This is a genomic window from Ferrovibrio sp., from assembly GCF_019636075.1.
In the GTDB taxonomy this organism is placed as follows: Bacteria; Pseudomonadota; Alphaproteobacteria; order Ferrovibrionales; family Ferrovibrionaceae; genus Ferrovibrio.
On the sequence record NZ_JAHBYG010000041.1, the window covers coordinates 1 to 26,299 of the forward strand.

The 26,299-nt window shown below is 62.6% G+C and carries 26 protein-coding genes and 1 pseudogene; 23 read left to right on the forward strand and 4 right to left on the reverse strand.

What is annotated here, in order from left to right:
• The 7 genes from KF827_RS15460 to phoB all read left to right on the forward strand — a co-directional run.
• A partial coding sequence (locus tag KF827_RS15460; RefSeq protein ID WP_291007285.1) for an ATP-binding protein occupies window positions 1–794 on the forward strand: 794 nt, incomplete at its 5' end.
• Between the two features lie 223 nt (window positions 795–1,017).
• A complete protein-coding gene (locus KF827_RS15465) occupies window positions 1,018–2,061 on the forward strand; it encodes a PstS family phosphate ABC transporter substrate-binding protein (RefSeq protein ID WP_291007286.1) in 1,044 nt (347 codons plus the stop codon).
• Window positions 2,062–2,175: 114 nt separating this feature from the next.
• On the forward strand, window positions 2,176–3,558 hold the full coding sequence (pstC, locus tag KF827_RS15470; protein WP_291007288.1) for a phosphate ABC transporter permease subunit PstC: 1,383 nt from the start codon (window positions 2,176–2,178) through the stop codon (window positions 3,556–3,558).
• Window positions 3,559–3,589: 31 nt separating this feature from the next.
• Window positions 3,590–4,882, forward strand: coding sequence for a phosphate ABC transporter permease PstA (gene pstA, locus KF827_RS15475; RefSeq protein ID WP_291007355.1), 1,293 nt, complete (start codon window positions 3,590–3,592; stop codon window positions 4,880–4,882).
• Window positions 4,883–4,899: 17 nt separating this feature from the next.
• Window positions 4,900–5,685, forward strand: coding sequence for a phosphate ABC transporter ATP-binding protein PstB (pstB, locus tag KF827_RS15480; protein ID WP_291007290.1), 786 nt, complete (start codon window positions 4,900–4,902; stop codon window positions 5,683–5,685).
• 22 nt (window positions 5,686–5,707) lie between these two features.
• Window positions 5,708–6,415, forward strand: a complete 708-nt coding sequence (gene phoU / locus KF827_RS15485) for a phosphate signaling complex protein PhoU (protein ID WP_291007292.1) — start codon at window positions 5,708–5,710, stop codon at window positions 6,413–6,415.
• A gap of 12 nt (window positions 6,416–6,427) precedes the next feature.
• On the forward strand, window positions 6,428–7,150 hold the full coding sequence (gene phoB, locus KF827_RS15490; protein ID WP_291007294.1) for a phosphate regulon transcriptional regulator PhoB: 723 nt from the start codon (window positions 6,428–6,430) through the stop codon (window positions 7,148–7,150).
• A gap of 91 nt (window positions 7,151–7,241) precedes the next feature.
• On the opposite strand, the gene KF827_RS15495 is transcribed toward phoB, so the two are convergent.
• Window positions 7,242–8,528 (reverse strand): ferredoxin-NADP reductase, encoded by a 1,287-nt coding sequence (locus KF827_RS15495; protein ID WP_291007296.1) that lies wholly within the window; start codon window positions 8,526–8,528, stop codon window positions 7,242–7,244.
• 89 nt (window positions 8,529–8,617) lie between these two features.
• Here KF827_RS15495 and KF827_RS15500 point away from each other — a divergent pair, with 89 nt between their 5' ends.
• The 5 genes from KF827_RS15500 (at window position 8,618) to KF827_RS15520 (ending at window position 11,630) form a co-directional block, all read left to right on the forward strand.
• Window positions 8,618–9,394, forward strand: coding sequence for an N-formylglutamate amidohydrolase (locus KF827_RS15500; protein ID WP_291007298.1), 777 nt, complete (start codon window positions 8,618–8,620; stop codon window positions 9,392–9,394).
• A gap of 4 nt (window positions 9,395–9,398) precedes the next feature.
• Window positions 9,399–10,532, forward strand: coding sequence for a carboxylate-amine ligase (locus KF827_RS15505; RefSeq protein ID WP_291007300.1), 1,134 nt, complete (start codon window positions 9,399–9,401; stop codon window positions 10,530–10,532).
• A 7-nt stretch (window positions 10,533–10,539) separates the two neighbouring features.
• Entirely contained in the window at window positions 10,540–10,854 is a 315-nt protein-coding gene (locus KF827_RS15510) for a DUF1244 domain-containing protein (protein ID WP_291007302.1), read from the forward strand.
• A 106-nt stretch (window positions 10,855–10,960) separates the two neighbouring features.
• Window positions 10,961–11,230, forward strand: a complete 270-nt coding sequence (locus KF827_RS15515; protein ID WP_291007304.1) for a DUF2312 domain-containing protein — start codon at window positions 10,961–10,963, stop codon at window positions 11,228–11,230.
• Between the two features lies 1 nt (window position 11,231).
• Window positions 11,232–11,630: a hypothetical protein gene (locus KF827_RS15520; RefSeq protein ID WP_291007306.1), complete on the forward strand. Its 399-nt coding sequence runs from the start codon at window positions 11,232–11,234 to the stop codon at window positions 11,628–11,630.
• 64 nt (window positions 11,631–11,694) lie between these two features.
• Here the strand turns inward: KF827_RS15520 and KF827_RS15525 are convergent, their stop codons facing one another.
• Window positions 11,695–12,552 (reverse strand): alpha/beta fold hydrolase, encoded by an 858-nt coding sequence (locus tag KF827_RS15525; protein ID WP_291007308.1) that lies wholly within the window; start codon window positions 12,550–12,552, stop codon window positions 11,695–11,697.
• 89 nt (window positions 12,553–12,641) lie between these two features.
• Window positions 12,642–16,139 (reverse strand): indolepyruvate ferredoxin oxidoreductase family protein, encoded by a 3,498-nt coding sequence (locus KF827_RS15530; protein ID WP_291007310.1) that lies wholly within the window; start codon window positions 16,137–16,139, stop codon window positions 12,642–12,644.
• A 218-nt stretch (window positions 16,140–16,357) separates the two neighbouring features.
• On the opposite strand from KF827_RS15530, the gene KF827_RS15535 reads away from it, so the two are divergent.
• From KF827_RS15535 to KF827_RS15580, 10 genes and pseudogenes are all read left to right on the forward strand, one after another.
• Window positions 16,358–17,341 carry an NAD-dependent epimerase/dehydratase family protein gene (locus tag KF827_RS15535; RefSeq protein WP_291007312.1) on the forward strand — a complete coding sequence of 328 codons (984 nt, stop codon included), beginning with the start codon at window positions 16,358–16,360 and terminating at the stop codon, window positions 17,339–17,341.
• A gap of 2 nt (window positions 17,342–17,343) precedes the next feature.
• A complete protein-coding gene (locus KF827_RS15540; protein WP_291007314.1) occupies window positions 17,344–17,817 on the forward strand; it encodes a PaaI family thioesterase in 474 nt (157 codons plus the stop codon).
• The gene (locus tag KF827_RS15545) at window positions 17,814–18,248 is read left to right on the forward strand and encodes a PaaI family thioesterase (RefSeq protein WP_291007316.1); all 435 of its coding nucleotides are present in this window, start codon (window positions 17,814–17,816) and stop codon (window positions 18,246–18,248) included. Before KF827_RS15540 ends, KF827_RS15545 begins: the two co-directional genes overlap by 4 nt.
• 85 nt (window positions 18,249–18,333) lie before the next feature.
• Window positions 18,334–20,118: a M3 family oligoendopeptidase gene (locus KF827_RS15550; RefSeq protein WP_291007318.1), complete on the forward strand. Its 1,785-nt coding sequence runs from the start codon at window positions 18,334–18,336 to the stop codon at window positions 20,116–20,118.
• Between the two features lie 4 nt (window positions 20,119–20,122).
• A complete protein-coding gene (locus tag KF827_RS15555) occupies window positions 20,123–21,475 on the forward strand; it encodes an AarF/ABC1/UbiB kinase family protein (protein WP_291007320.1) in 1,353 nt (450 codons plus the stop codon).
• 31 nt (window positions 21,476–21,506) lie between these two features.
• A complete protein-coding gene (locus KF827_RS15560; protein WP_291007322.1) occupies window positions 21,507–22,127 on the forward strand; it encodes a putative metalloprotease CJM1_0395 family protein in 621 nt (206 codons plus the stop codon).
• Window positions 22,128–22,228: 101 nt separating this feature from the next.
• On the forward strand, window positions 22,229–22,390 hold the full coding sequence (locus KF827_RS15565) for an aa3-type cytochrome c oxidase subunit IV (protein WP_291007324.1): 162 nt from the start codon (window positions 22,229–22,231) through the stop codon (window positions 22,388–22,390).
• An 87-nt stretch (window positions 22,391–22,477) separates the two neighbouring features.
• Window positions 22,478–23,629 (forward strand): Re/Si-specific NAD(P)(+) transhydrogenase subunit alpha, encoded by a 1,152-nt coding sequence (locus tag KF827_RS15570; RefSeq protein WP_291007326.1) that lies wholly within the window; start codon window positions 22,478–22,480, stop codon window positions 23,627–23,629.
• 21 nt (window positions 23,630–23,650) lie between these two features.
• Window positions 23,651–23,944, forward strand: a pseudogene (locus KF827_RS15575) (proton-translocating transhydrogenase family protein); the annotation flags it as partial.
• 11 nt (window positions 23,945–23,955) lie between these two features.
• Window positions 23,956–25,356, forward strand: coding sequence for an NAD(P)(+) transhydrogenase (Re/Si-specific) subunit beta (locus KF827_RS15580; protein ID WP_291007328.1), 1,401 nt, complete (start codon window positions 23,956–23,958; stop codon window positions 25,354–25,356).
• A gap of 57 nt (window positions 25,357–25,413) precedes the next feature.
• On the opposite strand, the gene KF827_RS15585 is transcribed toward KF827_RS15580, so the two are convergent.
• The gene (locus KF827_RS15585; protein ID WP_291007330.1) at window positions 25,414–25,779 is read right to left on the reverse strand and encodes a hypothetical protein; all 366 of its coding nucleotides are present in this window, start codon (window positions 25,777–25,779) and stop codon (window positions 25,414–25,416) included.
• A 277-nt stretch (window positions 25,780–26,056) separates the two neighbouring features.
• On the opposite strand from KF827_RS15585, the gene KF827_RS15590 reads away from it, so the two are divergent.
• A complete protein-coding gene (locus KF827_RS15590; RefSeq protein ID WP_291007332.1) occupies window positions 26,057–26,266 on the forward strand; it encodes a cold-shock protein in 210 nt (69 codons plus the stop codon).
• Window positions 26,267–26,299: the final 33 nt, after the last annotated feature.

The following is a 26,299-nucleotide window of genomic DNA, read 5'->3' on the forward strand; positions in this document are numbered from 1 at the left end:
GCGTGGCGGCCTTGCCGCTGGCGGGTGGAGCCGAGGCAGGCGCCGGCGAAGGCGGCGTGGCTGCGGTGCTGGCGCTGCATGACGTGACCGCACTGCAGAAAGCCGAACGCATGCGGGCCGATTTCGTGGCCAATGCCAGCCATGAATTGCGCACGCCGCTGGCCAGCCTGGTCGGTTTTATCGAAACCCTGCAAGGGCCGGCGCGCGACGACGAGGAAGCCCGCATCCGTTTCCTCGGCATCATGCGTGATCAAGCCGCCCGCATGGCACGGCTGATCAACGATCTGCTCTCGCTGTCGCAGATCGAGATGCGCGAGCATGACCGGCCGGGCGATCCGGTGCCGTTGGCGCCGCTGCTGCGCGATATCGCCGCCGGTTTGCAACCCCAGGCCCAAGCCAAGGGGGTAACGATCACTCTGGACCTGGATGAGGCCGCACCGCCGGCACTCGGCGCCCGCGACGAGTTGATCCAGGTGTTTCAGAACCTGATCGACAATGCCGTGAAATACGGCCGGCCGCAGACTGCCGTGACGGTGCGGCTGCAGCGGCTGGATGCCGAACAGGTGGAAGTGGCGATCCGCGACCAGGGCGAGGGTATCCCCAAGCAACATCTGCCCCGCCTTACCGAACGATTCTATCGGGTCGACTCGGCCCGCAGCCGCGAGATGGGCGGCACCGGCCTGGGCCTGGCCATCGTGAAACATATCGTCAGCCGGCATCGCGGCCGGCTTGTCATCGATAGTGACATGGGAATTGGCTCTGTATTTTCTGTTCGTCTGCCATTTGTTCGCTAAAAAATCTATACCGCTGCTTCATTCCTCCGTCATTGTCATACGCATGTAATATTTGCGTCACATCCATGTCATTGCGCCTCAGTAGTTTCCGCGCCGACCGGAGAGGTTCGTTGCGAACCCGCCGGTCGGTCTACCGCGCAACCGATGCGCGGCGGAAACCCCCGAGGCGCCCAGGCGCCGCAAGGCAAACTTTGGCGCCGCAAGGCAAACGATGAGGTTCGACGTGAACACTAAAGCTCTTCTCGTGGCTGGCATGACGGCGGTTGCCGCCCTTGCCGCTTCCGATGCCGCCCTGGCGCAGGCCGCCCGCGACCAGATCCGCGTTGTCGGCTCTTCCACCGTCTATCCCTTCACCACCACCGTGGCCGAGCGCTTCAGCCAGACCGGCAGCTTCAAGGCCCCGATCGTTGAAAGCACCGGCACCGGCGGCGGCATGAAGCTGTTCTGCGGCGGCGTCGGCACCCAGCATCCCGACATGACCAATGCCTCGCGCCGCATCACCAAGAGCGAGTTCGAGCAATGCGCCGCCAATGGCGTGAAAGAAATCGTCGAGATTAAGGTAGGTTTCGATGGCCTGTCCGTCGCGATGAAAAAGGGTGGCCAGAAGGTCAACCTGAAGCGTGAGGAAATCTGGCTGGCTCTGGCCGCCAAGGTGCCGGTGAACGGCCAATTGGCCGACAATCCCTACAAGACCTGGAAGCAGATCAATCCTTCCCTGCCGGATTGGAAGATCGAAGTGATGGGCCCGCCGCCCACCTCGGGTACCCGTGACAGCTTCGTTGAGCTGGTGATGGACGTGGGCTGCAAGAAGTTCCCGGAAATCAATGCGATCACCGACTCCAAGGCGCGCAGCGCGGCTTGCGGTAAGATCCGTGAGGACGGCGCCTTCATTGAAGCCGGTGAGAACGACAACCTGATCGTACAGCGCTTGGCCTCCGGGCAGACCGGCCTCATGGGCGTGTTCGGATATTCTTTCCTCGAAGAGAATATGGACAAGCTGCAGGGCGTTTTGGTTGACGGGGTCGAAGCCGATTTCGAAACTATCTCCAGCGGCAAGTATCCGGTTTCTCGCCCGTTATTCGTCTATGCCAAGAAGGCGCATATCGGTGTGGTACCCGGCATAAAGGAATTCATGGCCGAGTATGTATCTGATCGCTCCATGGGCGAGGGCGGCTATCTGGAGAAGAAGGGTCTGGTGGCGATGCCCAAGGCCGAGCTTCAGAAGGTGCGCTCGGAAGTGACCGGCCTGGTCAACCTGGCCATGTAATGCAAACCATCCGGCAGCCGCGCCTTGCCGGTGCGGCTGCCGGAGCCGGTTTTATCTAGGGTTTCGTCAAACAGTCTCGCATGCTGCTGCTTCGCAGCCTTCGGTGAGGGGTTCATGTCGACATCGTTGCTCTTCGCCGTTTTGCTGATCCTTAGTCTTGGCGGTTATCTTCTGGGGCGCCGACGGGCACTCGGCGCTGCCGGCGGCAAGATTACCGGGCTGCATAGCCTGCCCACTTTCTATGGTTGGTATGTGGTCATCTGGTGCGGCTTGCCCAGCCTGCTGCTGTTCGGCCTTTGGGTTGCCGCTGAAGACAGCATCGTGCGGGTGCTGGTGCAGAATGCCCTGCCGCCCGAGATGCTAAGCCTGCGCGCCGACCAGCTCTCGCTGCTGATGTCGAATGTGCGCAATGTCGCCTACGGCCTGGTGCCGATGGATCATGCCGATCCGCAACTGCGCCCGATTGCCGAACATTATATTACCCTGCACCAGATCAGCACTGCCGCACTCTGGGTGGTGGCCCTGGTGCTGCTGATTGCCGGCATGCTGTCTGGCCTGCGCCGCATCTCGCCTGAATTCCGCGCCCGCAACAGGGTGGAGCAGGTGGCGCAATGGCTGTTGATCACCGCTTCCACGCTGGCGGTATTCACCACCATCGGCATCGTGCTGTCGCTGGTCTTCGAGGCCGCGCGCTTTTTCGCCAAGATCAACGCTCTGGAATTTCTGTTCGGCCTCACCTGGTCGCCGCAGATGGCGATCCGCGTCGATCAGGTCGGTTCCTCTGGGGCCTTCGGTGCGGTGCCGCTGTTTGCCGGCACGCTGCTGATTGCCGCCATCGCCATGATCGTGGCGGTACCGGTGGGGTTGATGAGCGCGGTTTACATGGCCGAATATGCACCGCAGAATCTGCGCGCCTGGGTGAAGCCGGCGCTGGAAGTGCTGGCCGGCATTCCCACCGTGGTTTACGGCTTTTTCGCCGCGCTCACGGTTGCCCCCTTCGTGCAGCAGGCTGGCAGCGCGTTGGGCCTTGAAGTGGCCTCGCAATCAGCGCTGGCCGCCGGCCTGGTGATGGGCATCATGATCATCCCATTCGTCTCGTCGCTGTCTGACGACGTGATCAACGCGGTGCCGCAAAGCCTGCGCGATGGCTCTTATGGCCTGGGCGCCACGCAATCCGAAACCATCCGCAAGGTGATCCTGCCGGCGGCTTTGCCCGGTATCGCCGCTTCGGTGATCCTGGCCTTCAGCCGCGCCTTGGGCGAAACCATGATCGTGGTGATGGCAGCCGGCCTGGCGGCCAATATAACGGCCAATCCGCTGGCCGCCGTCAGTACGGTCACCGTGCATATCGCCGCCTTGCTGGTGGGCGATCAGGAATTCGACAGCCCCAAGACCCTGGCCGCCTTCGCGCTCGGCCTGGTGCTGTTCATCGTCACCCTGGCCCTCAACATCATCGCGCTCAATATCGTGAAGAAGTATCGGGAACAATATGACTGATATGGCCGCAGAACCGAACCAGCTCGCGGCCATGCCGGCCGACCAGGGCATTCACATGACCGACAAGGCAAAGCGCCGCCTGAAGGCGCGCTATGCCGCCGAACGTCGCTTCCGTCTGATCGGCATGGCAGCGATCCTGTTTTCGCTGGCCGCCCTGGCCGTGCTGCTGTTCACCATCCTGGGCAATGGCTTCACGGCCTTTCGCCAAACCCATGTGCAACTCGAAATCCAATTCGAGCCCGACCAGATCGCGCCGGTCGGCACAACCGATACCGCCAAGCTGATGCAGGGCAATTACGGTGCGCTGATCACCAAGAGCCTGCAACAGCGCTTCCCCGAGGCAAGCAGCCGCAGCAATCGCCGTGCGCTGGAAGCCCTGATGTCGGCCGGCGCAGAAGTGCAGCTTGCCCGCATGGTGGCCGATGATCCCAGCCTGCTTGGCCAGACCCGCAAGGTGTGGCTGCCGGCGCATTCCAATGTGGATGTGTTCGTGAAGGGCCAGGTGGATACCACTGCCGCCGAGGCGGATCGCCGCATCAAGGACAATCAGCTTGGCTGGATCAATGCGCTGAAGGCCACGGGCGATCTGGAACTGCGCTTCAATACCCGTTTCTTCACCGGCGCCGATAGCCGCGAACCGGAGCTGGTGGGTGTGTGGGGCGGCGTGGTGGGGTCGTTCTACACGCTGCTGGTCACGTTGGCGGTGGCTTTCCCGCTCGGCATCATGGCCGCGATCTATCTAGAGGAATTCGCGCCTAAGAATCGCTGGACCGAAATCATCGAAGTGAACATCAACAATCTCGCCGCGGTGCCCTCGATTGTTTACGGCCTGCTCGGCCTTGCGGTGTTCATCGGATTTTTCGGCATGCCGCGCTCGGCGCCCTTTGTGGGCGGTCTGGTGTTGGCACTGATGAGCCTGCCGGTCATCATCATCGCCGCCCGCGCCGCCTTGCGCGCCGTGCCGCCCTCGATCCGCCAGGCGGCGCTGGGGCTTGGCGCCTCGCCGCTGCAGGCGGTGCTGCATCATGTATTGCCGCTGGCCATGCCCGGCATCCTCACCGGCACCATCATCGCCATGGCCCATGCCCTGGGCGAGACGGCGCCGCTGCTGATGATCGGCATGGTGGCTTTCATCGTGGATGTGCCGGCCACGCCGGTGGATGCCGCCACTGTGCTGCCGGTGCAGATTTTCATGTGGGCCGACAGCGCAGAACGCGGTTTCGTGGAAAAGACCTCGGCCGCCATCATCGTGCTGCTGGTCTTCCTGCTTCTGATGAACCTTGCGGCAATTCTGCTGCGTAAGAAATTTGAACGGCGTTGGTGATAAACAGGATGCCTCCCATGCAAAACGGTTATTCCACAAGCAATGCGCCCGTGAAGATGTCGGCCCGCAAGGTCGATGTGTTCTACGGCGACAAGCAGGCCCTGAAAGGCATCGACCTGGATGTGCCGGCCCGCTCGGTCACTGCGCTGATCGGCCCTTCGGGTTGCGGCAAATCCACCTTCTTGCGTTCGCTCAACCGCATGAACGATACCGTGCGCGGTTGCCGCGTGCAGGGCGAGATCAAGCTGGATACGCTGGATGTTTACGATAACAGCGTGGATGTGGTGCAGTTGCGCGCCCGGGTCGGCATGGTGTTTCAGAAGCCCAATCCGTTTCCGAAAAGCATTTACGAAAACGTGGCCTATGGCCCGCGTATCCATGGCCTGGCGGAAAGCCGCGAGGAACTGGATGCCATCGTGGAAAAGAGCCTGAAGCAGGCCGGCCTGTGGAAGGAAGTGGGCGACCGTCTGGCCGAGGGCGGCACCGGGCTTTCCGGCGGCCAGCAGCAGCGCCTGTGCATCGCCCGTGCGCTGGCGGTTTCGCCCGAAGTGATCCTGATGGACGAGCCCTGTTCGGCGCTGGACCCGATTGCCACCGCGCATATCGAGGAACTGATCGACGAATTGCGCGAGGAATACACCATCGTGATCGTCACCCATTCCATGCAGCAGGCCGCCCGCGTGTCGCAGCGCACGGCTTTCTTCCATCTCGGCATTCTGGTGGAGACCGGCGACACCAAGACCATTTTCACCAACCCCAGCGACGAACGCACCCAGGGCTATATCACCGGCCGCTTCGGCTGAGTTGGAACGAGGAACAGCAACCATGACGCAGAAGCATACCGTCAAGGCTTACGACGACGACCTGAAGCGACTGGGCACCATGGTGGTGCAGATGGGCGGTATGGCGGAATCGCAATTCGCCGCCGCTATCGAGGCGCTGGTGAAGCGCGATTCCGACAAAGCCAGCACAGTGGTGCAGGGCGATGCCAAGGTGGACGTGCTGCGCAACCAGCTAGATGAATTCGCCATCGACCTGCTGGCCCTGCGCCAGCCGATGGCGCTGGATCTGCGGGTGATCGTTTCGGCCTTGCGGATATCGTCGGAGCTGGAGCGGATCGGCGATTATGCCAAGAATGTCGCCAAGCGGTCGCTGGTGTTGAACCAGTCGCCGGTGGTGCGGCCGGTCAGCGCGGTGCCGCGCATGGCTTCGCTGGTGCAGGCGATGTTCAAAGACACGCTGGATGCCTATATCAGCCATGATGCCGCCAAGGCCGAAGCCGTGCTGCTGCGCGACGAAGAAGTGGACGATATGTATAACAGCCTGTTCCGCGAGCTGTTGACCTACATGATGGAAGACCCGCGTTCGATCACGGCCTGCACGCATCTGCTGTTCATCGCCAAGAATATCGAACGCATCGGCGACCACACCACCAATATCGCCGAATTGATCGTGTATGCCGTGCGTGGCCAGATTCCGAAGGATGAGCGGCCCAAGGGCGAGAATGCCGATATTGCGGTATTGGACAAGTAAGGAGATACGGGCATGAGCGTGGCGCAAAAGCCCCGTGTGCTGGTGATCGAGGATGAAGCGGCGCTGCTGGCGCTGCTGCGCTACAACCTCGAGAAGGAAGGTTACACGGTGGATGAGGCGACCGACGGCGAGCAGGCTTTGCTCAAAGTGGCCGAGCATCTGCCGGATCTGATCCTGCTGGATTGGATGCTGCCGCGCATCTCCGGCCTGGAAGTCTGCCGTCAGTTGCGCCGCGACAGCGATGCCCGCAACGTACCGATCATCATGCTGACCGCGCGCGGCGAAGAGGCCGATCGCGTGCGCGGCCTGGATGCCGGCGCCGATGATTACATCGCCAAGCCGTTCAGCCCGTCGGAATTGCTGGCCCGTATCCGCGCCGTGTTGCGCCGTATCCGTCCGGCCCTTGCCGAGGAAGTGCTCACCTATGGTGGGCTGGTGATGGATATCGCCACCCATAAGGTGACACGCAATGGCCGCGAGGTGCATCTGGGCCCCACCGAATTCCGCCTGCTGCGGCATTTCCTCGAGCATCCTGGCCGCGTTCTGTCGCGCGACCAGTTGCTGGATGCGGTCTGGGGCCGCGATATCTATGTCGAGCAGCGCACGGTGGATGTGCATATCCGCCGCCTGCGCAAGGCGCTGAATGGCGACAACGAGGCGGATATCATCCGCACCGTGCGCTCAGCCGGCTATGCGCTGGAACTCGGCCAGCAGATGGCTTACGGCGCGGCGTAAGGCTTAAAGCTGGGCAGCGCGGGTATTACGCTTGCGCTGCCCAGTTCTTATTCCTGCGCTGCCCAGTTCTTATTCCTGCGCTGCCCAGTTCTTATTCCTGCGCTGCCTTGCGCAAAGCCGCCCACTCCGCAAGTTTTTCGCGCGGTGCGCCGGGCCGGGCGGCTGCGGTTTCCGCGGCTTCGATGCGCTTCCAGGCGGCGTAATCCACAGCCTGCAAACCCTTGCCGTTCAGCCAGCCATCCAGCGCTGCCGAACCCGGCTTGGCAGGCGCCGCATCGTCTGCGAAATCCGCCAGCAGTTTGTCGGCCACGCTTTTCGCTTCGCTGCGATTGGTGGGGATGGTGCCGGACGGGCCGCGCTTGGCCCAGCCCGCTGTGTATAGCCCAGGGGCGATCTGGCCATCCTGATTGGGCAGGCGGCCGGCGGCATCGGGAGCGGGCAGGTCGCCGAAGCCCGCCGTGCCATAGCCGATGGCGCTGATCACGGTGCCCACCGGCAGCGGCGTGGCGGCGTTGCGGATTTGCAGCGCTTCCGCGCGGCTTTCGCCCAGGATGGCATCCGGCGTGGAATGGAAAACGAAATGCAGCCGGATCGGCTTGTCGTCGCTGCGCGCGGCATAGTCATGCAGCAGTTGCAGGTTGCGTTCTTTGATCTTCAGATCCCCGCTGGCCGTTTCGGGCAGGCTTTCCGGTAGATCGGCTTTGTTCACCACTGGGCGCACGCGCTCCAGTTTGCCGAGTTCGGCCAGTTCGGCGCTGGTGAAGCTGGCCTCGATGGGGCCGCGCCGGCCGATCAGGTAGATATCGCGGATGGCGGCGGCCTGGATGCTGCCGGCGGCATGGGCGCAGAGATCGGCGGCGGCCATCTCGGCCGGGGTCTTGCTCAGCACGCGGGCGATATCCACCGCCACGTTGCCCTGGCCGACAATCGCCACGCCGGGCATATCCAGCAGCGGCGACAGGCCGGTGAAATCCGGATGGCCGTTATACCAGCCCACAAACGCCATCGAGCCATACACGCCGGGCAGCGCCTCGCCGGGAATGCCCAGGCGGCGATCCTGATGCGCGCCAACGGCTAGCACAACGGCATCGTAATAGTCGCGCAAAACCGCCAGCGGCAGCATTTCGCCCACGGCCAGGTCGCCCAGGAAGCGGATATTCGGGTTGCCGAACAGCCGGTCGAATTGCCGGGTAATCGCCTTGGTGCCCTGGTGGTCCGGCGCCACGCCGAATCGTGCCAGGCCATAGGGGGTCGGCAGCCGCTCGAACACATCGATCTTCAATTCCGGGCGCTGGCGGATCAAGGCATCGGCGGTGAACAGGCCGGCGGGTCCGCTGCCGACAATGGCGATGTGTTGCAGCACGGTTACGGTCCTCATGTTTTTACGCTGCGGCAGACTACCCAGGGCAAACCGCCCTTGCAATCCAACCAGCCGGGGCCTAACACATTTGCAACCCAGGTTTTACAGTGACCGAAGCCGCCCTTACGCATCGCATACTCAATCCCGCCGGCCAGGCGCCCCTGGTGCTGATCTGCGATCACGCCAGCAAGATCGTGCCGCCTGAATTGCATGATCTCGGCCTCACGCAAGAAGAAATTGCACGGCATATCGGCTGGGATATCGGCGCCGCCAAACTCACCGAATTGCTTTGCCAGCGGCTGGATGCGCCGGGCTTCTGCTCGGCAGTGTCGCGCCTGGTGGTGGATTGCAACCGTGCGCCGGATGATCCCACCCTGATCTGCGAAGTCAGCGACGGCGTTGTGGTGCCCGGCAACCGCGATATCGGCGAGGCCGCACGTCAGGATCGGCTGGATCGTTATTTCCATCCTTATCACCGCGATGTGGCTGTCGCCGTGCAGCGCAAGATCCAGGCCGGGCCGAAAACCGCGTTGCTGTCGATCCATTCCTTCACGCCGCGCATGAAGGGCCGCCAGCGCCCCTGGCATGTGGGCATCCTGTGGGACCGCGATGCCCGCCTGCCGGCGCCGCTGATGCAGGCGCTGAGCGCCGAGCCGGGCATTGTGGTGGGCGACAACGAGCCCTATAGCGGCCGCAGCCGCGCCGGCTATTCCATTCGCGCCCATGGCGAGGCCAACGATCTGCCCCATGTGCTGGTTGAGGTGCGGCAGGATCTGATCAGCGACGATGCCGGCGTGCTGGAATGGGCGGATCGGCTGGAACGCTGCTTCCGCCTGGCCCTGGCCGAGGCCGGAATCCTGCTGCAAGCCCGCAAAGCGGCCTGAACCGATGGCCGATTTCACCATCGGCCTGGAAGAGGAATATCTGCTCGTTGATCGAGACAGCGGCGCCCTGGCGGTTCAGCCTCCGGCGGCGATGCTGGCCGAATGCGAGACGCTGGTGGGTGGCCAGGTCAACCCGGAATTCCTGCAATGCCAGATCGAGGTGGCCACTGCGGTTTGCCAGGATATGGCCGAGGCGCGCGCCGAACTGGTGCGGCTGCGTGGCACGGTGGCCGGCGTGGCGGGCCGGCATGGCCTGGCGCCGATTGCCGCCGGCACGCATCCATTCGCGCGCTGGGCCGATCAGCGCCATACCGATCGCCCGCGCTACGATGCTTTGGCCAACGATCTGGCCGGCGTGGCGCGCCGTCTGGTGATCTGCGGCCTGCATGTGCATGTGGGTATCGAGGATGAAGATCTGCGCATCGACCTGATGAACCAGATCAGCTATTTCCTGCCGCATCTGCTGGCCTTGTCCACGTCCTCGCCATTCTGGCAGGGCGAGGAAACCGGGCTGCAGAGTTTCCGGCTTTCGGTATTCGATAGTTTGCCGCGCACCGGCCTGCCGGAACGCTTTGAAAGCTGGGGCGAATACCAGCGCGTGGTGAGCCGGCTGGTGCAGGCCGGGCTGATCGAGGATGCCACCAAGCTGTGGTGGGATATCCGCCCCTCGGCGCGGTTTCCCACATTGGAAATGCGCGTCACCGATGTGTGCACCCGGCTGGATGATGCAATCAGCATCGCGGCTTTGTTCCGCTGTCTGCTGGCCATGCTGTTGCGGCTGAAACAGCGCAACCAGCGCTGGCGCATTTATGCCAATGCGCTGATCGACGAGAATCGCTGGCTGGCGGCGCGCTATGGTATCCATGGCGCGCTGGTGGATTTCGGCAAGGGCGAGCGGCTGGCTTATGCCGGCCTGCTGGAGGAATTGATCGAACTGGTGCGCGAAGAGGCCGTTGCCATGGGCTGCCTGGCCGAAGTGGAGCGTGCGCGGGGCATCCTGGCGCGCGGCAGTTCGGCGCATCGGCAGTTGCAGGTTTACCGCGCCGCACTAGATAATGGCATGGACCGGGCCGCTGCCTTGCGTGCCGTGGTGGCCTGGCTGATGGCCGAGACCGTGAATTTCGAGATGCCGCAATGAGGGCCCCATGACCCAGCCGATCGACGACAAGACCCGCACCGAACTGGAAGCCGCTGCTTTCCGCAAGCTGCTGGAGCATCTGCGCGGACGCACCGATGTGCAGAATATAGACTTGATGAATTTGGCCGGTTTCTGCCGCAATTGCCTGTCCAACTGGTATCAGGAAGCGGCCGCTGGCAAGGGTTTGGCGTTGGACAAGATGGCTGCGCGCGAAATCGTATACGGCATGCCCTACCCGGAATGGCAGGCGAAATACCAGAAAGAGGCCAGTGCCGAACAGAAGGCCGCTTTTGCGGTTTCGTCCCAGGCGCATAAGCACTGAAACGCGAAAAGCCGGGGATTAGCCTGTGGATAACTTATCCGCCCGGTTCCGCTGTAAGCGGCGACGGCTATAATGCCGCGCTCCATTTAAGGGTTCGAGGATCGTCATGGCCACCAAGTTGAAGACCGGCAACTTCGCCGCCGACCAGTTGCGTCAGCTCGTGATGCGCATCGAACGGCTGGAAGAAGAAAAGAAGGCGCTGGCCGACGACGTGAAGGAAGTCTATGCCGAAGCCAAGGGCCATGGCTTCGACGTGAAGATTCTCCGTCAGGTGATCCGCCTGCGCAAGATGGACCGCGCCGACCTGGCCGAGCAGGAAGAATTGCTCGATCTCTATATGGGCGCACTTGGCATGGAAGCCGAAGCGGCGGAATGAGATGGTGCGCGCGGCAGCATCGCTGGTAGCCTGCTGCCTGGTGTTCAACGCCTTCGATGCCGCCGCCCAGCAGCGTCAGGCGCCGCAGCGGCCGGTCACCGACGATGCCCAGGCCTGCGTGCAGATCGCCAACCTCACCGAATATAACTGGCCGATCCGCATCAAGCGCGAGGGCAGGGTGCATTCCACCGTGGGCGTGAAACCGCGCGAGGTGCAGCGCTATTGCGCGCCGGACCGTCTGGCGCAGGGCGAATTTATCTATGTGATCCTGCTCTCCTCCTGGTTTCCGCTCGGCGAATGCAAGCTGCGCAATCGCGGCACGATGGAAATCTACCGTGAGCCCAGCACCGAAACCGATAGCGGCGAAGTCACGAAAGTGAAGTGCTACGAGGGGCGGTGAAGACCTCACCCCACATATCGTCACCCTCGCACTTGTTCTGGGGGTCCACGCCTGCCGCCGCAACTCAGGCCCGCTCGCCCGCCTGCCGATCCAGCCATTGCCTGACCGTTGGTAAAACCAATTCCGGCTTGCGCGCCCAGCGGAAATGGTCGATGCCATCGAAGCCCAAAGCCTTGGGATTGAGGTGATGCCGCTCCAGCGCGGCTTTCGGCATCTTGTTCACCAGCGCGTCGAAGGCATGGCGCGGGGCGAAGAAATCGCCCTCCAGCGAAATGCCCAGCACCGGCAGCGTCACTGCGCGCAAAGCCGGTTCGTAATCCAGTTTCGGCTTGCCCAGGATGAAACGCCCGGTACGCGCCAGCCTGGCCCAATCGGCCATCACGCCGCGTGCTTCGCGGCCGGCGAAACGGAAATGTTTGCCGGGAAAATAGCCCAGCAGCCGGCCGATCTGCCCCGCCGCCTGGCTATAGATCAGGAAGGGCGCGCCCCATAACCGCCATTCCACCGAGCAGCAGGCAATCAGGATCATGCCATCCAGTTCTGCCTGATGCTGGCTGGCATAGAGGCAACTCACCTGCGCCCCAAGGCTATGGCCCAGCAGATAGAAGCGGCTGCCAGGAAAGCGCGCCTTCATGGCGGCAATCGCCTGCGGCCAATCCTCGTGCAGCATGTGGTGATAGCCGAAATCGTAGCCCCAGCCCGGGCGGCGTGCATCGTCATGCGCTTCATGGCCGCGCAATTCGGCAATGCCCACATGGCAGCCGGCATCCCGCAGGGCTTCCGCCAGCAGGCGGTAATAGCCCGCGCGCACGCCCATCGCCGGTTGGATCAGCACAACAGGCGCGGCGGCATTTTCGCTGGCAAAGATTTCAACCGCGAAACGGCCGCCATCCTTGCGATGCAGGGTGAGTATCTCGCTCATAGCGTGATCAAGCCACGAAGTTTCGAGACACGCAATTGCCTTGCAGGCCATGCCCCTGCGTCATTCCGCAAGGGCATGCCGCAAGGTTTTTACTCCGCCGCGCTGGCCTGCTGCGCCGGATTGCGGAAAGCTTCCAGCAGTTTGGCCTGCTTGTCCCGCGCCTGTTGCAGATGGCGCAGCTTCACATGGCCATAGCCGCGGATATCTTCCGGGATGCTGGCAAGCTGTATCGCCAAGGCGTGATTGTCAGGTGTCAACTTGCTTGCGATATCCTGGATCAGCGCAGCGTATTCGGCGATCAGCTTGCGCTCCATCCGGCGTTCCTCGGTATAGCCGAAGATATCCAGCTTGCCGCCGCGCAGGCCCTTGAACTTCGCCAGCAGGCCGAAAGCTTTCAGCATCCAGGGGCCGAAGCGCATTTTCTTCGGCAGGCCGGTCTGCGGATCGGCATGGGCCAGCAGCGGCGGCGCAAGGTGGAATTCCAGGCTGAAATCGCCCTCGAATTGCGCATTCAGCTTTTGCAGGAAATCGCCATCGGTATAAAGCCGGGCAACCTCATACTCATCCTTGTAGGCCATCAGCTTGTAGCCATAGCGCGCCACGGCTTCGGCCAGGCCGGTAAAGCCCTTGGCTTTCTCGGTTTCGGCCGTGCGCGCGGTTTCCACCAGCGCCTTGTAGCGGTCGGCATAGGCGCGATCCTGGTATTTCACCAGGCGGTCGTAGCGGTCGGCCAGGATTTCATCGGTGCTGCTGGCGAAACGCTGCAATTCCGCCACCGGAATGGCGGGCCGCGCGATCATTTCCACGGTCTTGGGGTCTTGCGCGAAAAGCCGGCCCCAGCCCAGCGCCCGCAGATTGCTGTCCACTGCCGCGCCGTTCAACTCGATGGCTTTTTCCAGCGCATCCAGCGGCACCGGGATCAGGCCGCGTTGCACGGCATAGCCCAGCATGAACATGTTGGTGGCGATGGCATCGCCCATCAGCGCCGTGGCGATGCGGGTGGCTTCCAGGAATTCCGCCAGGTTGGCGCCGCTGGCGTCCCGGATAGCACCCATCATCTCATTGGTGTTGAACTTCATGTTCGGGTTCAAGGTGAAGGCGGCGGTGGGCGTGAGGTGGCTGTTCACTACCGCGCGCGTCACACCCTTATGCAGCTTGTCCAGCGCATCGGTGCCGGCGGCCACCACCATGTCGCAGCCCAGCAGCAAATCTGCACCGCCCGAGGCCACGCGCACGGCATGGATGTCGTCGGGATTCTTCGCGATGCGGATATGGCTCAGCACCGCGCCGTTTTTCTGCGCCAGGCCGGTGAAATCCAGCACGCTGGTGCCGAAGCCCTGGATATGCGCGCCCATGCCCAGGATCTGCCCGATGGTCACCACGCCGGTGCCGCCGATGCCGGTGATCAGGATATTGTAGGGTTTGGTCAGGCTTGGGGTTTCAGGTTTCGGCAGGGCGGCGATCATCGCCACGATATCGGCTTCGGATGGGCCCTGGCGACCGGCTTGCACCTTGGCCCGCTTCACCTTGCCGCCATGCACGGTGACAAAACTGGGGCAGAAGCCGTTCACGCAGGAAAAATCCTTGTTGCACGAGGATTGATTGATCTTGCGCTTGCGGCCCAGCTCGGTTTCCAGCGGTTCGACGGAGACGCAGTTGGATTTCACCGAACAATCGCCGCAGCCTTCGCAAACGGCATCGTTGATGAAGGCGCGCTTCTGCGGATCGGGGAAAGTGCCGCGCTTGCGACGGCGGCGCTTTTCGGCGGCGCAGGTCTGGTCGTAGACCAGCACGGTGCAGCCTTCGATCTCGCGCAATTCGCGCTGCACGGTATCCAGTTCGTCGCGGTGGCGGATGGTCACGCCGGGCGCCCAGGGCGTGCCGATGGGGTATTTGTCAGGTTCGTCGGTGACAACGATGATCTTCTTCACGCCCTCGCCATAAACCTGCTGGGTGATCGCAGGCGGGGTGAGCTGGCCGTCATGCGGCTGGCCGCCGGTCATCGCCACGGCGTCGTTATAGAGAATCTTGTAGGTGATGTTCACCTTGGCCGCGATGGATTGCCGGATCGCCAGCAGGCCGGAATGGAAATAGGTGCCGTCGCCCAGATTGGCGAAGATATGCTTCTCGTCGGTGAACGGCGCCTGGCCCACCCATGGCACGCCTTCGCCGCCCATCTGGGTGAAGGTGGCGGTTTCGCGGTTCATCCACAACGCCATGAAATGGCAGCCGATGCCGGCCGCCGCACGGCTGCCTTCCGGCACGCGGGTGGAGGTGTTATGCGGGCAGCCCGAGCAGAAATACGGCGTGCGCGCCGCAGCCACTTTGGCCACGCTCTTTTCCTGCTCTTTCTTCAGCAGGAAGGCGATGCGCTCCTCGATCAGCGGATTGGTATAGAAGCGCTTCAGCCGCGCATGAATGGCCTTGGCCACCATGGCGGGGGTGATCTCGCCGGCAGACGGCAGTATCCACTGGCCCTGTTCGTCGAACTTGCCCACCACGCGCGGGCGCACATCCTCGCGCCAATTGTAAAGCTGCTCTTTCAGCTGATTCTCGATCATCGCGCGTTTTTCTTCGACGACCAGAACCTCTTCCAGCCCTTCGGCGAAATGCCGCGCGCCCTCGCGCTCCAGCGGCCAGACCATGCCGACCTTGTAAACCCGGATACCGATTTCGGCGGCCAGCTTTTCGTCGATGCCCAATTCGTCCAGCGCCTGGCGCACATCCAGATAGCTTTTGCCGGTGGTGATGATACCCAGCCGGGCGCGCGGACTGTCGATGGTCACGCGGTCGATCTGGTTGGCGCGGGCAAAAGCCAGCGCGGCATAGGCCTTATGCTGCTGCAGGCGTAATTCCTGCTCCAGCACGCCATCGGGCCAGCGGATATTCAGCCCGCCCGGCGGCATCTGGAAATTTTCCGGCAGCTTGATCTGCAGCCGTTCGGGATCGATGGAAACGCTGGCCGAGCTTTCGACGGTTTCGGTCTGGCATTTGAAGCCGACCCACACGCCGGCATAGCGCGACATCGCCCAGCCCAGCAGGCCGTAATCCAGAAACTCCTGAACAGAGGCGGGATTCAGCATCGGAATCATCGCCGCCATCATCATATGTTCGGATTGATGGGCCAGCGTGGAGGAGGCGGCGCCATGATCGTCGCCGCACAAGGCCAGCACGCCGCCATGCTTGGAGGTGCCGGCCGAATTGGCATGCTTGAACACATCCATGGCGCGGTCCACGCCCGGGCCCTTGCCATACCAGATGCCGAATACGCCATCGTAATTGGCGCCGGGGAACATGCCCACCTGCTGGCTGCCCCATACCGAGGTGGCAGCCATATCCTCGTTCAGGCCGGGCTGGAAATGCACATGGTTGGATTTCAGGAATTTGCGGGCGCGCCAGAGTTGCTGGTCATACATGCCCAGCGGCGAGCCGCGATAGCCGGAAATGAAGCAGCCGGTATTCAGCCCGGCCAGTTCGTCGCGTTTCCGCTGTAGCATCGGCAGGCGCACCAGCGCTTGCGTGCCGGTCAGGAAAACGCGCCCTTTTTCGAGCGTATATTTATCGTCGAGCGTGACATTCGTCAGCATCCCGTTTCCTCCTGCAGCTTCCGGTCCGTGCCCTGAATATAGGGCTGGGGCGGACAAAATAGGTAAGCAATGCTGACCTAATTATACCCCGATGCGCGTCAAAGTCGATAGTTAAATAATCAGGTATCGTTGCTGCAACGCAGCAGGTTGCTCTTTCTTTCGTTTATGTTAGACAGCGCGCAGGGTTATTTCGGCCCTGTTCTGTCGTTGGATCGTGCATGACCATCCTGCTCACCGGCGTTGCCGGCTTCATCGGATATCACGTGACCGAGGCGCTGCTGGCGCGCGGCGATTCGGTGATCGGCATCGACAATCTGAATGATTATTACGACCCGGCTTTGAAGCAGGCGCGTCTGGCGCGTCTGGAAGGCAAGCCGGGTTTCCGCTTCATCAAGCTGGATATCGCCGATTGGCCGGCGTTGCAGGAGGCTTTGGGCGACCAGCCGATCCGCCGCGTGGTGCATCTGGCTGCCCAGGCCGGCGTGCGCTATTCGCTGATCGACCCGTTCGCCTATGTGCGCGCCAATCTGCTGGGCCATACCAGCATCCTGGAGCTTTGCCGCCGGCTGCCGAATTTCGAGCATCTGGTCTATGCCTCATCCTCCTCGGTCTATGGTGGCAACACCAAACTGCCCTTCGCGGTGGAAGACCGGGTAGACAAGCCGGTGTCGCTCTATGCCGCCACCAAGAAGGCGGATGAACTGATCAGCCATGCCTATTCGCATCTGTTCACGATCCCGCAGACCGGGCTGCGCTTCTTCACGGTCTATGGCCCCTGGGGCCGGCCCGACATGGCTTTGTATCTGTTCACCAAGGCGATCCTGGAAGGCAAGCCGATCCAGGTGTTCAATCACGGCGACATGCGCCGCGACTTCACTTATATCGACGATATCGTGCGCGGCGTGGTTTCGGCGCTGGACCATCCGCCGCCGCCCAACGAAGATGGCCGGCCCTACCGGGTTTACAATATCGGCAACAACAAGCCCGAGCCGCTGCTGCGCCTGATCGACCTGCTGGAACAGGCCATCGGCAAGAAGGCGATCCGCGACCTGCAGCCGATGCAGCCCGGCGATGTGCGCGAAACCTATGCCGATATCGAGGCGATCCGTAACGATCTCGGTTTCGAGCCCAGCACGCCGATCGATGTGGGCGTGCCGCGTTTCGTGGAATGGTATCGCAATTATCACGGCCGAAATCTTTAACGATGGCCAAACCGCCGCGCATCGATGTCAGCCAGCTTACGCCGCAGATGGTGGAAAGCTTTCTGCATCAGGGCGTGCCGCAATGCGCAGCGCTTGGCGTGCGCGTGCTCAAGGTGGCTGCCGACGAAGCCATCATGGCCTTGCCCTATAATGCCGATTTCGTGGGCGATCCGGCCACCGGTGTGCTGCATGGCGGCGTGGTCACCACCTTGATCGACACCGTTTCGGGCATGGCGGTGATGGGCGCCACCGGCCTGCCGGTGGGTATCGCCACCCTGGATCTGCGTATCGATTATCTCAAGCCGGCCCGCGCCCATGCCGAATTGCATGCCGCCGCCCATTGCTACAAGATCACCACCTCCATCGCCTTCGTGCGCGCCCGGGCCTATCACCCCGATGCGCCCGACGATCTGGTGGCTTCCTGCGTCGGCGCCTTCATGCTGGCCGCCAACGATGGCAAAGCGGCTGCGCCATGACCGATATGCGTGCTGCCATTGCCGCCGCCCGGCAATCGGGCGATATCAACGGTCTGGTGCAGCAGATTCCCTATCTGCGCTTTCTCGGCCTGCAAGTGCGGTTGGAGGCTGACGGCCCGATCTGCTCGCTGCCTGCCGATCCCAAGCTGGTGGGCGATGCCCGCCTGCCGGCCCTGCATGGCGGTGTGGTGGGTGCCTTGCTGGAATCCACCGCCATCGTGCATCTGATCTGGTCCAACGAGGATGAGAGCCTGCCGCGCATCATCGACCTGTCGGTGGATTACCTGCGTTCGGCCCGCCTGGCGCCGATCCATGCCCGCGGCATCATCACCCGCCTGGGCCGCCGGGTGGCCAATGTGCGCGCCGAGGCCTGGCAGGACGATCCGGCCAAGCCGGTAGCTGCCGCCCATGCTCACTTCCTGCTGAGTTGAAGCGGGAAATCGGCGGCCGACCGTTGGCGAAAGCCGGCTGCCGCCCCATATTGATTGATAGCAATTCTCATCGCATGAGGCGGTCATGGCAGCGGCGCAGGCGGCAAAGAAACTCGGCACTCTTCCCACCTGGGATTTGAACGATCTGTATCCGGGCCGCGATTCCCCGGCGCTCAAGGCGGATATCGCCAAGGCCGACAAGGCCGCCGAGGCGCTGGCGGCCGCCGCCAAGGGCAAGATCGCCAAATTGACGGGCGATGCCCTGGCCGCTGCCATCCGCGATTACGAAGCGTTGCAGGACCGTATCGGCCGCATGTATGCCTATGCCTCGCTGTCCTATGCCGCCGACATGGCCGATCCCGCCGTGGGGCGCTTCTACCAGGACATGCAGGAGACGCTGAACGCCGTCACCACCAAGCTGCTGTTCTTCACCCTGGAGCTGAACAAGCTGCCGGACGCGGCGCTGGATGCCAAGCTGAAGCAATCGAAAAAGCTGGCGCATTACGGCCCTTGGCTGCGCGATCTGCGGCTGTATCGCCCGCATCAGTTGGACGACGAACTCGAACGCCTGCTGCATGAGAAGGAAGTGGCGGGGCGCAGCGCCTGGAACCGCCTGTTCGACGAAACCATGGCCGGCCTGCGTTTCAAGATCGGCAGCGAGGAATTGACCGCCGAGCAGACCCTGCATCGGCTGTCGGAATCCGATCCGGCCCGGCGCAAGGCGGCGGCAAAATCTCTCGCCAAGGTGTTCAAGCAGAATATCCGGCTGTTCGCCCTGGTCACCAACACCCTGGTGAAGGACAAAGAGATCGAGGATCGCTGGCGCAACTATCCGGCGCCGGAATCCCAGCGGCATCTGTCCAATTGCGTCGAGCCCGAGGTGGTGGATGCGCTCACAGGGGCCGTCACGGCGGCCTACCCGAAGCTGTCGCATCGCTATTACGCCTTGAAGGCGCGCTGGCTGGGCCGTAAGCAACTGGATTGGTGGGACCGCAACGCGCCGCTGCCCGAGGAGAAGGAGCGCTCGATCCCCTGGAACGAGGCCCGCGATATCGTGCTGGATGCCTATGGCCGCTTCTCGCCCAAGCTGGCCGATCTGGGCAAGCGGTTTTTCGACAATGCCTGGATCGACGCGCCGGCCCGGCCGGGCAAGGCCTCGGGGGCTTTCGCACACCCCACTGTGCCCAGCGCGCATCCCTATCTGCTGCTGAATTATCTCGGCCGCACCCGCGATGTGATGACGCTGGCCCATGAACTGGGCCATGGCGTGCATCAATTGCTCGCCGCCGAGCAGGGCGCGCTGATGGCCGATACGCCGCTCACCTTGGCTGAAACCGCCAGCGTGTTCGGCGAGCAGCTCACCTTCCGCTCGCTGCTGGCCCAGGCCAAGCCGAAACAGCGCAAGGCGATGCTGGCCTCCAAGGTAGAGGATATGCTCAACACCGTGGTGCGCCAGACCGCCTTCTACAAATTCGAGCAGAAGGTGCATGCCGCCCGCCGCCAGGGCGAACTCACGCCCGATGCCTTGGGTGAAATCTGGCTGGGCGTGCAGCGCGAAAGCCTGGGGCCGGTTTTCCGCTTCGATCAGGATTACAGCACGTTTTGGTGCTATATTCCGCATTTCGTGCATTCGCCGTTTTATGTGTATGCCTATGCCTTCGGCGATTGCCTGGTGAATGCGCTCTATGCCCGCTATCAGGATGCCGAGAAGGGCTTCCAGGATAAATACTTCGCCATGCTCAAGGCCGGCGGCACCAAGCGCCACAAGGAATTGCTCGCACCCTTCGGCCTGAATGCCGCCGACCCGGCTTTCTGGAGCATGGGTTTGAGCGTGATCGAAGGCTTCATCGACGAGTTGGAGACGCTCTGACGCGATGGCGGAAGACGACAGCGCATTCGGCCGCGCCCGGCGCTATGCCCGGGTAGGGGCTTCGGTGGGTGGCCTGGCGGCCAAGCTGGGCGCCGAGCGTATGCTGGGCGTGAAGCTTGATCGCTCCAAGCATGCCAACGACCTGCGCCAGGCCTTGGGCGGGCTGAAAGGCCCGCTGATGAAGGTGGCGCAGATCATGTCCACCATTCCCGATGCGCTGCCCAAGGAATATGTGCAGGAACTGGCGCAATTGCAGGCCAATGCGCCGGCCATGGGCCCGGCTTTCGTGAAACGTCGCATGGTCAGCGAGCTTGGGCCGGGCTGGGAAAAGCGCTTTCAAAGCTTCGACCTGCAGGCCGCCGCCGCCGCCAGTCTGGGCCAGGTGCATAAGGCCGTGGCGCTGGATGGCAGCGCGCTGGCCGTGAAGCTGCAATATCCGGACATGGCCTCGGCGGTGGAAGCCGATCTCAGGCAGTTGAAGCTGATCTTCGCCATCTATGGCCGCATCGATCCCGCCATCGATACCCGCCATATCCATGCCGAAATCGCCGATCGTCTGCGCGAGGAACTGGATTACGAGCGCGAGGCCGCGCATATGCGGCTTTATGGCGCCATGCTGGCCGATGAATCCGAGGTGCATATTCCGGTGCCGCAGGATGGCCTGGTCACCAAGCGCTTGCTCGGCATGAACTGGCTGCAAGGCCGGCCTTTGCTGGATTACAAGGATGCGCCGCAGGAGGTGCGCGACCGCATCGCCTATAATCTGTTTCGCGCCTGGTATGTGCCCTTCTACCGCTGCGGCGTGATCCATGGCGATCCGCATCTGGGCAATTACACCATCCGCGACGATCTCGGCGTTAACCTGCTGGATTTCGGCTGCGTGCGGATATTCCCGCCGAAATTCGTCGGCGGCGTGATCGATCTGTATCGTGCCATCTCCACCCAGGATCGCGCGCTGGCGGTGCATGCCTACGAAACCTGGGGCTTCGCCGGGCTGTCGAATGAGGTGATCGACACGCTCAATCTGTGGGCCGAATTCGTCTATGCGCCGCTGCTGGAGGATCGTCCCCGCCGGATACAGGAAATGGAGCAGACCGGCCTGTATGGCCGCGAGGTGGCCGAGAAGGTACATGCCGAACTCAAGAAGCTGGGCGGCGTCACCCCGCCGCGCGAATTCGTGTTCATGGACCGCGCCGCGGTGGGCCTGGGCGGGGTGTTCCTGCATCTGAATGCCGCCATCAACTGGCACCGGTTGTTTCATGACCTGATCGAAGGCTTCGATACCAAGGGCCTGGCCAGGCGCCAGGCGGCGGCGCTGAAGGCGGCAGAGATTTCGATCACGCCCGAATCGCCTTGAAACGGGCGCGCTTCGGCGCGAAACTGCCGCCATGATCGGCGGTGTCTCCACATCACCGGCTTACATGGCTTCGCCCTATCTTCAGGCGCGGCAAGGGCAGACTGTTGCCGTGAAAGGCAACACGCCCGGCGACGATCTCTCCGAGGAGGAAAAGGCCCAGGTTGCCAAGCTGAAGGCGACGGATGCCAAGGTGCGGGCCCATGAGCGCGCCCATGCCGCTGCCGGCGGGCAATATGCCGGCGCGCCATCCTACAGCTACACGCGCGGCCCCGATGGCCAGATGTATGCCACCTCGGGTGAGGTAAGCATCGATATCAGCCCGGAAAACGACCCCCAGGCGACCTTGCAGAAAGCCGCCCAGGTGGCGGCAGCGGCCCTGGCTCCGGCCGATCCTTCCGGCGCCGACCGGGCAGTGGCCGCCGCGGCCCAGAAGCTGCGTTTGCAGGCCCAGGCTGAGCTTCGGGCCGAGCTTCGGGCCGAGAAGCAGGCCGAGAAGCAGGCTGAACAACAGCAGCAGGAACAGGGCGAGAAGGGCGGCACAACGCAGGCGGGTGCCGGCGATGCCTATGCCCGCGCTGCCAGCCAGGCTTATGGCGCGGCGAATTCCCGGCTGGACCAGAGCATCGGCCGTGCTATAGCTTTTTCCGTGTGAAATCTGCGTTGCAACCCGCTTTGAGAGGGTTGTGCCGGGCTTCTGGGCGCGGCTAATATCCGCCCGCAAATCCCTATAGTAAAAGAAAAAAGGACCAACCCATGGGTAACAGCAACGGCGAGCATCAGATGGGCAGCATGGATATCTCCATGCACCGCCAGACCTATGCCGGTTTCATGAAGGCAACCACGTATTCTTCGATTGCGATTGCCATTCTTCTGGCGCTGATGGCGTTTTTCCTCGTCCATCACGGCGGCCACTGATCTCCATCCGCTGAAGCGGGTGGAACGCACGCAGCCGGCGGGCCTGCCGCTGGCCGTGGTTATTCAGCATCGGGGGAATCAGCAGATATGAAAATCGCCATACCCAAGGAGCGCCGTCCGGGCGAGAAGCGCGTGGCCGCTTCGCCGGAAACGGTCAAGAAATACGTTCAGATGGGCGCCGAGGTGGTGGTGGAAACCGGAGCCGGTGCCGGCGCGGATATTCCCGACCAGGCCTTCGTCGATGCCGGCGCCAAAATCGCTGCCGATGCCAAGGCTACGCTGGGCGATGCCGACATGGTGCTGAAGGTGCAGCGCCCGATGACGGCGGCCGAAGGCAACGACGAAGCCGCCCTGCTGAAGAAGGGCGCCGTGCTGCTGGCCATGCTGCAACCGCTGCAACAGCGCGAGCAGGTGAAGGGCTATGCCGCAGCCGGCATCGATGCCTATGCCATGGAACTGATGCCGCGCATCACCCGCGCCCAGAGCATGGACGTGCTGTCCTCGCAATCCAACCTTGCCGGCTACAAGGCCGTGCTGGATGCCGCTGCCGTGTTCGGCCGTGCCTTCCCGATGATGATGACCTCGGCCGGCACCATCGCGCCGGCTCGCGTGTTCATCATGGGCGTGGGCGTGGCGGGCTTGCAGGCGATTGCCACCGCCAAGCGGCTGGGCGCCGTGGTGAGCGCCACCGATGTGCGCCCCGCCACCAAGGAGCAGGTGGAAAGCCTGGGCGGCAAGTTCGTCTGGGTGGATGACGAAGAAGCCCGCGCCAGCCAGACCGCCGGCGGCTATGCCAAGGAAATGTCGGCCGAATACAAGGCCAAGCAGGCTGCCTTGATCGCCGAAACGATCAAGAAGCAGGATATCATCATCACCACCGCGCTCATCCCCGGCCGGCCCGCGCCGGTGCTGGTGACCGAGGAGATGGTGAAGAGCATGAAGCCCGGCTCGGTGATCGTCGATCTGGCGGTGGAAGCCGGCGGCAATTGTCCGTTGTCGCGTCCGGGCGAAATCGTCGAGGCCTATGGCGTGAAGCTGGTCGGCCATACCAACGTGCCCAGCCGGGTGGCGGTGGATGCTTCGGCGCTTTATGCCAAGAACCTGTTCAACTTCCTCACCCCGCATTGGGACAAGGAAGCCAAGAGCTTCAAATTCAACCGTGAAGACGAAACCGTTTCCGGCATCTGCGTCACGCTCGGTGGCCAGGTCGTGCATCCGTCTTTGAAGGAAGGGGCCTGAGCCATGGGTGAGGTCTATTCGTTCTTCTCGCTGCTCTCCATCTTCGTGCTGGCCTGCTTCGTCGGCTATTACGTGGTGTGGAGCGTGACGCCCGCCTTGCACACGCCGCTCATGAGCGTGACCAATGCGATTTCCTCGGTGATCATCGTCGGCGCGCTGATCGCCGCCGGCGCGGGTTCCGCATTCGATACATCCAAGATCTTCGGCCTCGTTGCCATCGTGCTCGCGGCGGTCAACATCTTCGGCGGCTTCCTTGTCACCCAGCGCATGCTGGCGATGTACAAGAAAAAAGACGCGCCGGCGAAGAAGCATTAAGGGGCCGCCAGATGTCGATCCAACTCACGGCCTTTCTCTATCTCGTCAGCTCGGTGCTGTTCATCCTCGCGCTGCGCGGTCTGTCCAGCCCGGAAACCAGCCGCCAGGGCAACATGTTCGGCATGGTCGGCATGGGCATCGCGGTGCTCACCACCATCGCCAATCTGCAGGCGCTCGGCTCCAGCATCGTCTGGGTGCTGCTCGCGCTGCTGATCGGCGGCAGCGTGGGCGCCGTGCTGGCACGCCGCATTCAGATGACGGCGATGCCTCAGCTCGTTGCCGCCATGCACAGCCTGGTCGGCCTTGCCGCCGTGCTGGTGGCGGCCGCCGCCTTCTACAACCCGGCGCCTTACGGCATCCTCAATGCCGCCGGCCAGCTCAGCGTGGCCAGCCGCATCGAAATGTCGCTCGGCGTGGTGATCGGTATCATCACTTTCTCAGGCTCGCTGGTGGCGTTCGCCAAGCTGCAGGGCCTGGTCTCGGGCGCGCCGCTGATCTTCAAGGGCCAGCATATGCTCAATGCATTGCTGGGCCTGGCCATCCTGGCGCTGATCGTGGCTTTCTGCTTCAACCCGTCGCCCACCCTGTTCTGGGCGGTCACGGTGCTGGCGCTGATCGTGGGTTTCCTGATCATCCTGCCGATCGGCGGCGCCGATATGCCGGTGGTGGTCTCCATGCTGAACAGCTATTCCGGCTGGGCGGCGGCAGGCATCGGCTTCACGCTGCTCAATCCGGCGCTGATCGTTACTGGCGCGCTGGTCGGTTCCTCGGGCGCCATCCTGTCCTACATCATGTGTAAGGGCATGAACCGCTCGCTGTTCAACGTGATCCTCGGCGGCTTCGGCTCCGATGCGGGCGGCGCTGCTGCCGGTGGCGGCAAGGTGGACCGGCCCTACAAGAAGGGCTCCGCCGACGATGCTGCCTTCATCATGAAGAATGCCGGTAAGGTGATCATCGTGCCGGGCTATGGCATGGCGGTCAGCCAGGCCCAGCATGCGCTGCGCGAGATGGGCGACAAGCTGAAGGAGGAGGGCGTGGAAGTGAAATACGCCATCCATCCGGTCGCGGGCCGTATGCCGGGCCATATGAACGTGCTGCTGGCCGAAGCCAATGTCAGCTACGACGAGGTGTTCGAACTCGAAGAGATCAACTCCGAGTTCCAGACCGCCGACGTGGCTTTCGTGATCGGCGCCAACGACGTGACCAACCCCGCCGCCCGCGACGACCCGAAAAGCCCGATCTTCGGCATGCCCATCCTGGATGTGGACAAGGCCAAGACCGTGCTGTTCGTGAAGCGCTCCATGGCCAGCGGCTATGCCGGCATCGACAACGAGCTGTTCTACAAAGACAACACGATGATGCTGCTGGCCGACGCCAAGAAGATGGTCGAGGATATCGTGAAGGGCTTGTAAGGCGACAAACGCATCAACCGAAACACAAACGGCCCCGAAGTGATCCGGGGCCGTTTTTTATGTCGCCTGCAATTGCAGTTCAATTGAACTGAACGGCGCCACTAGCCCCGTTTCTGTTTTTTCCAGCAACCCAACTTCGATCAATATCGCAACATCGTCATGCACATTGCGCGCATCCCGTTTCAGCATCCGCGCCAGTGCGGCCGTTGTGGAAACGGGGTTCCGGCGCACATGGTTCAGCAATTCCATCCGCTTCGGGGAGAGGGCTTTGCGTATCAAATTCCAATCCTCGAATTGGAAGATGGTCTCTGGCCGCGTGTCGCCCGCTTCGGCGCGCCTCCAGGCAGCGATGAAATCCTTGCCGGCCTCCTCGTAAGAGACCTTGCCGACGCGTAGTTTTAATATGCTTTTGCCAGGGGCCATTTCAGTATGCCAAGCGGTTTTATGGTGCAGAATACCATAATTTCCCGTTTTACATGTATTGTGGCGGTGGGATTGGGCGGTTCATGCCTGCATCCCCCATTGCCAAACCCCGCTCAGCCCGCTATTGTTATCCCCGTCATACTACTTGGACTGCCGGCCTGCCCCTACCGATCTTCTCGATCCTGGGTGTCCAGTTTCCTGCTACTCCTGGACATAGATGATGTGCCGCGCAATGTTGCTCGGTGCTAACAGACGATCGAAAATCGGAGAGTTATCAATGGCTAACGGCACCGTGAAGTGGTTCAACGCCACCAAGGGTTATGGTTTCATTCAGCCGGAAGGCGGCGGGGCGGACGTGTTCGTGCACATCTCGGCCGTTGAGCGCGCTGGCCTGTCGGGTCTGAACGAAGGCCAGAAGGTGTTTTTCGAGGAACAGCGCGATCCCAAGCGCGGCAAGACCTCGGCCGTGAATCTGAAGGCCCTCTAAGGTCTTCAGCCTCCCCCTCAGCGGGAGGCGGCA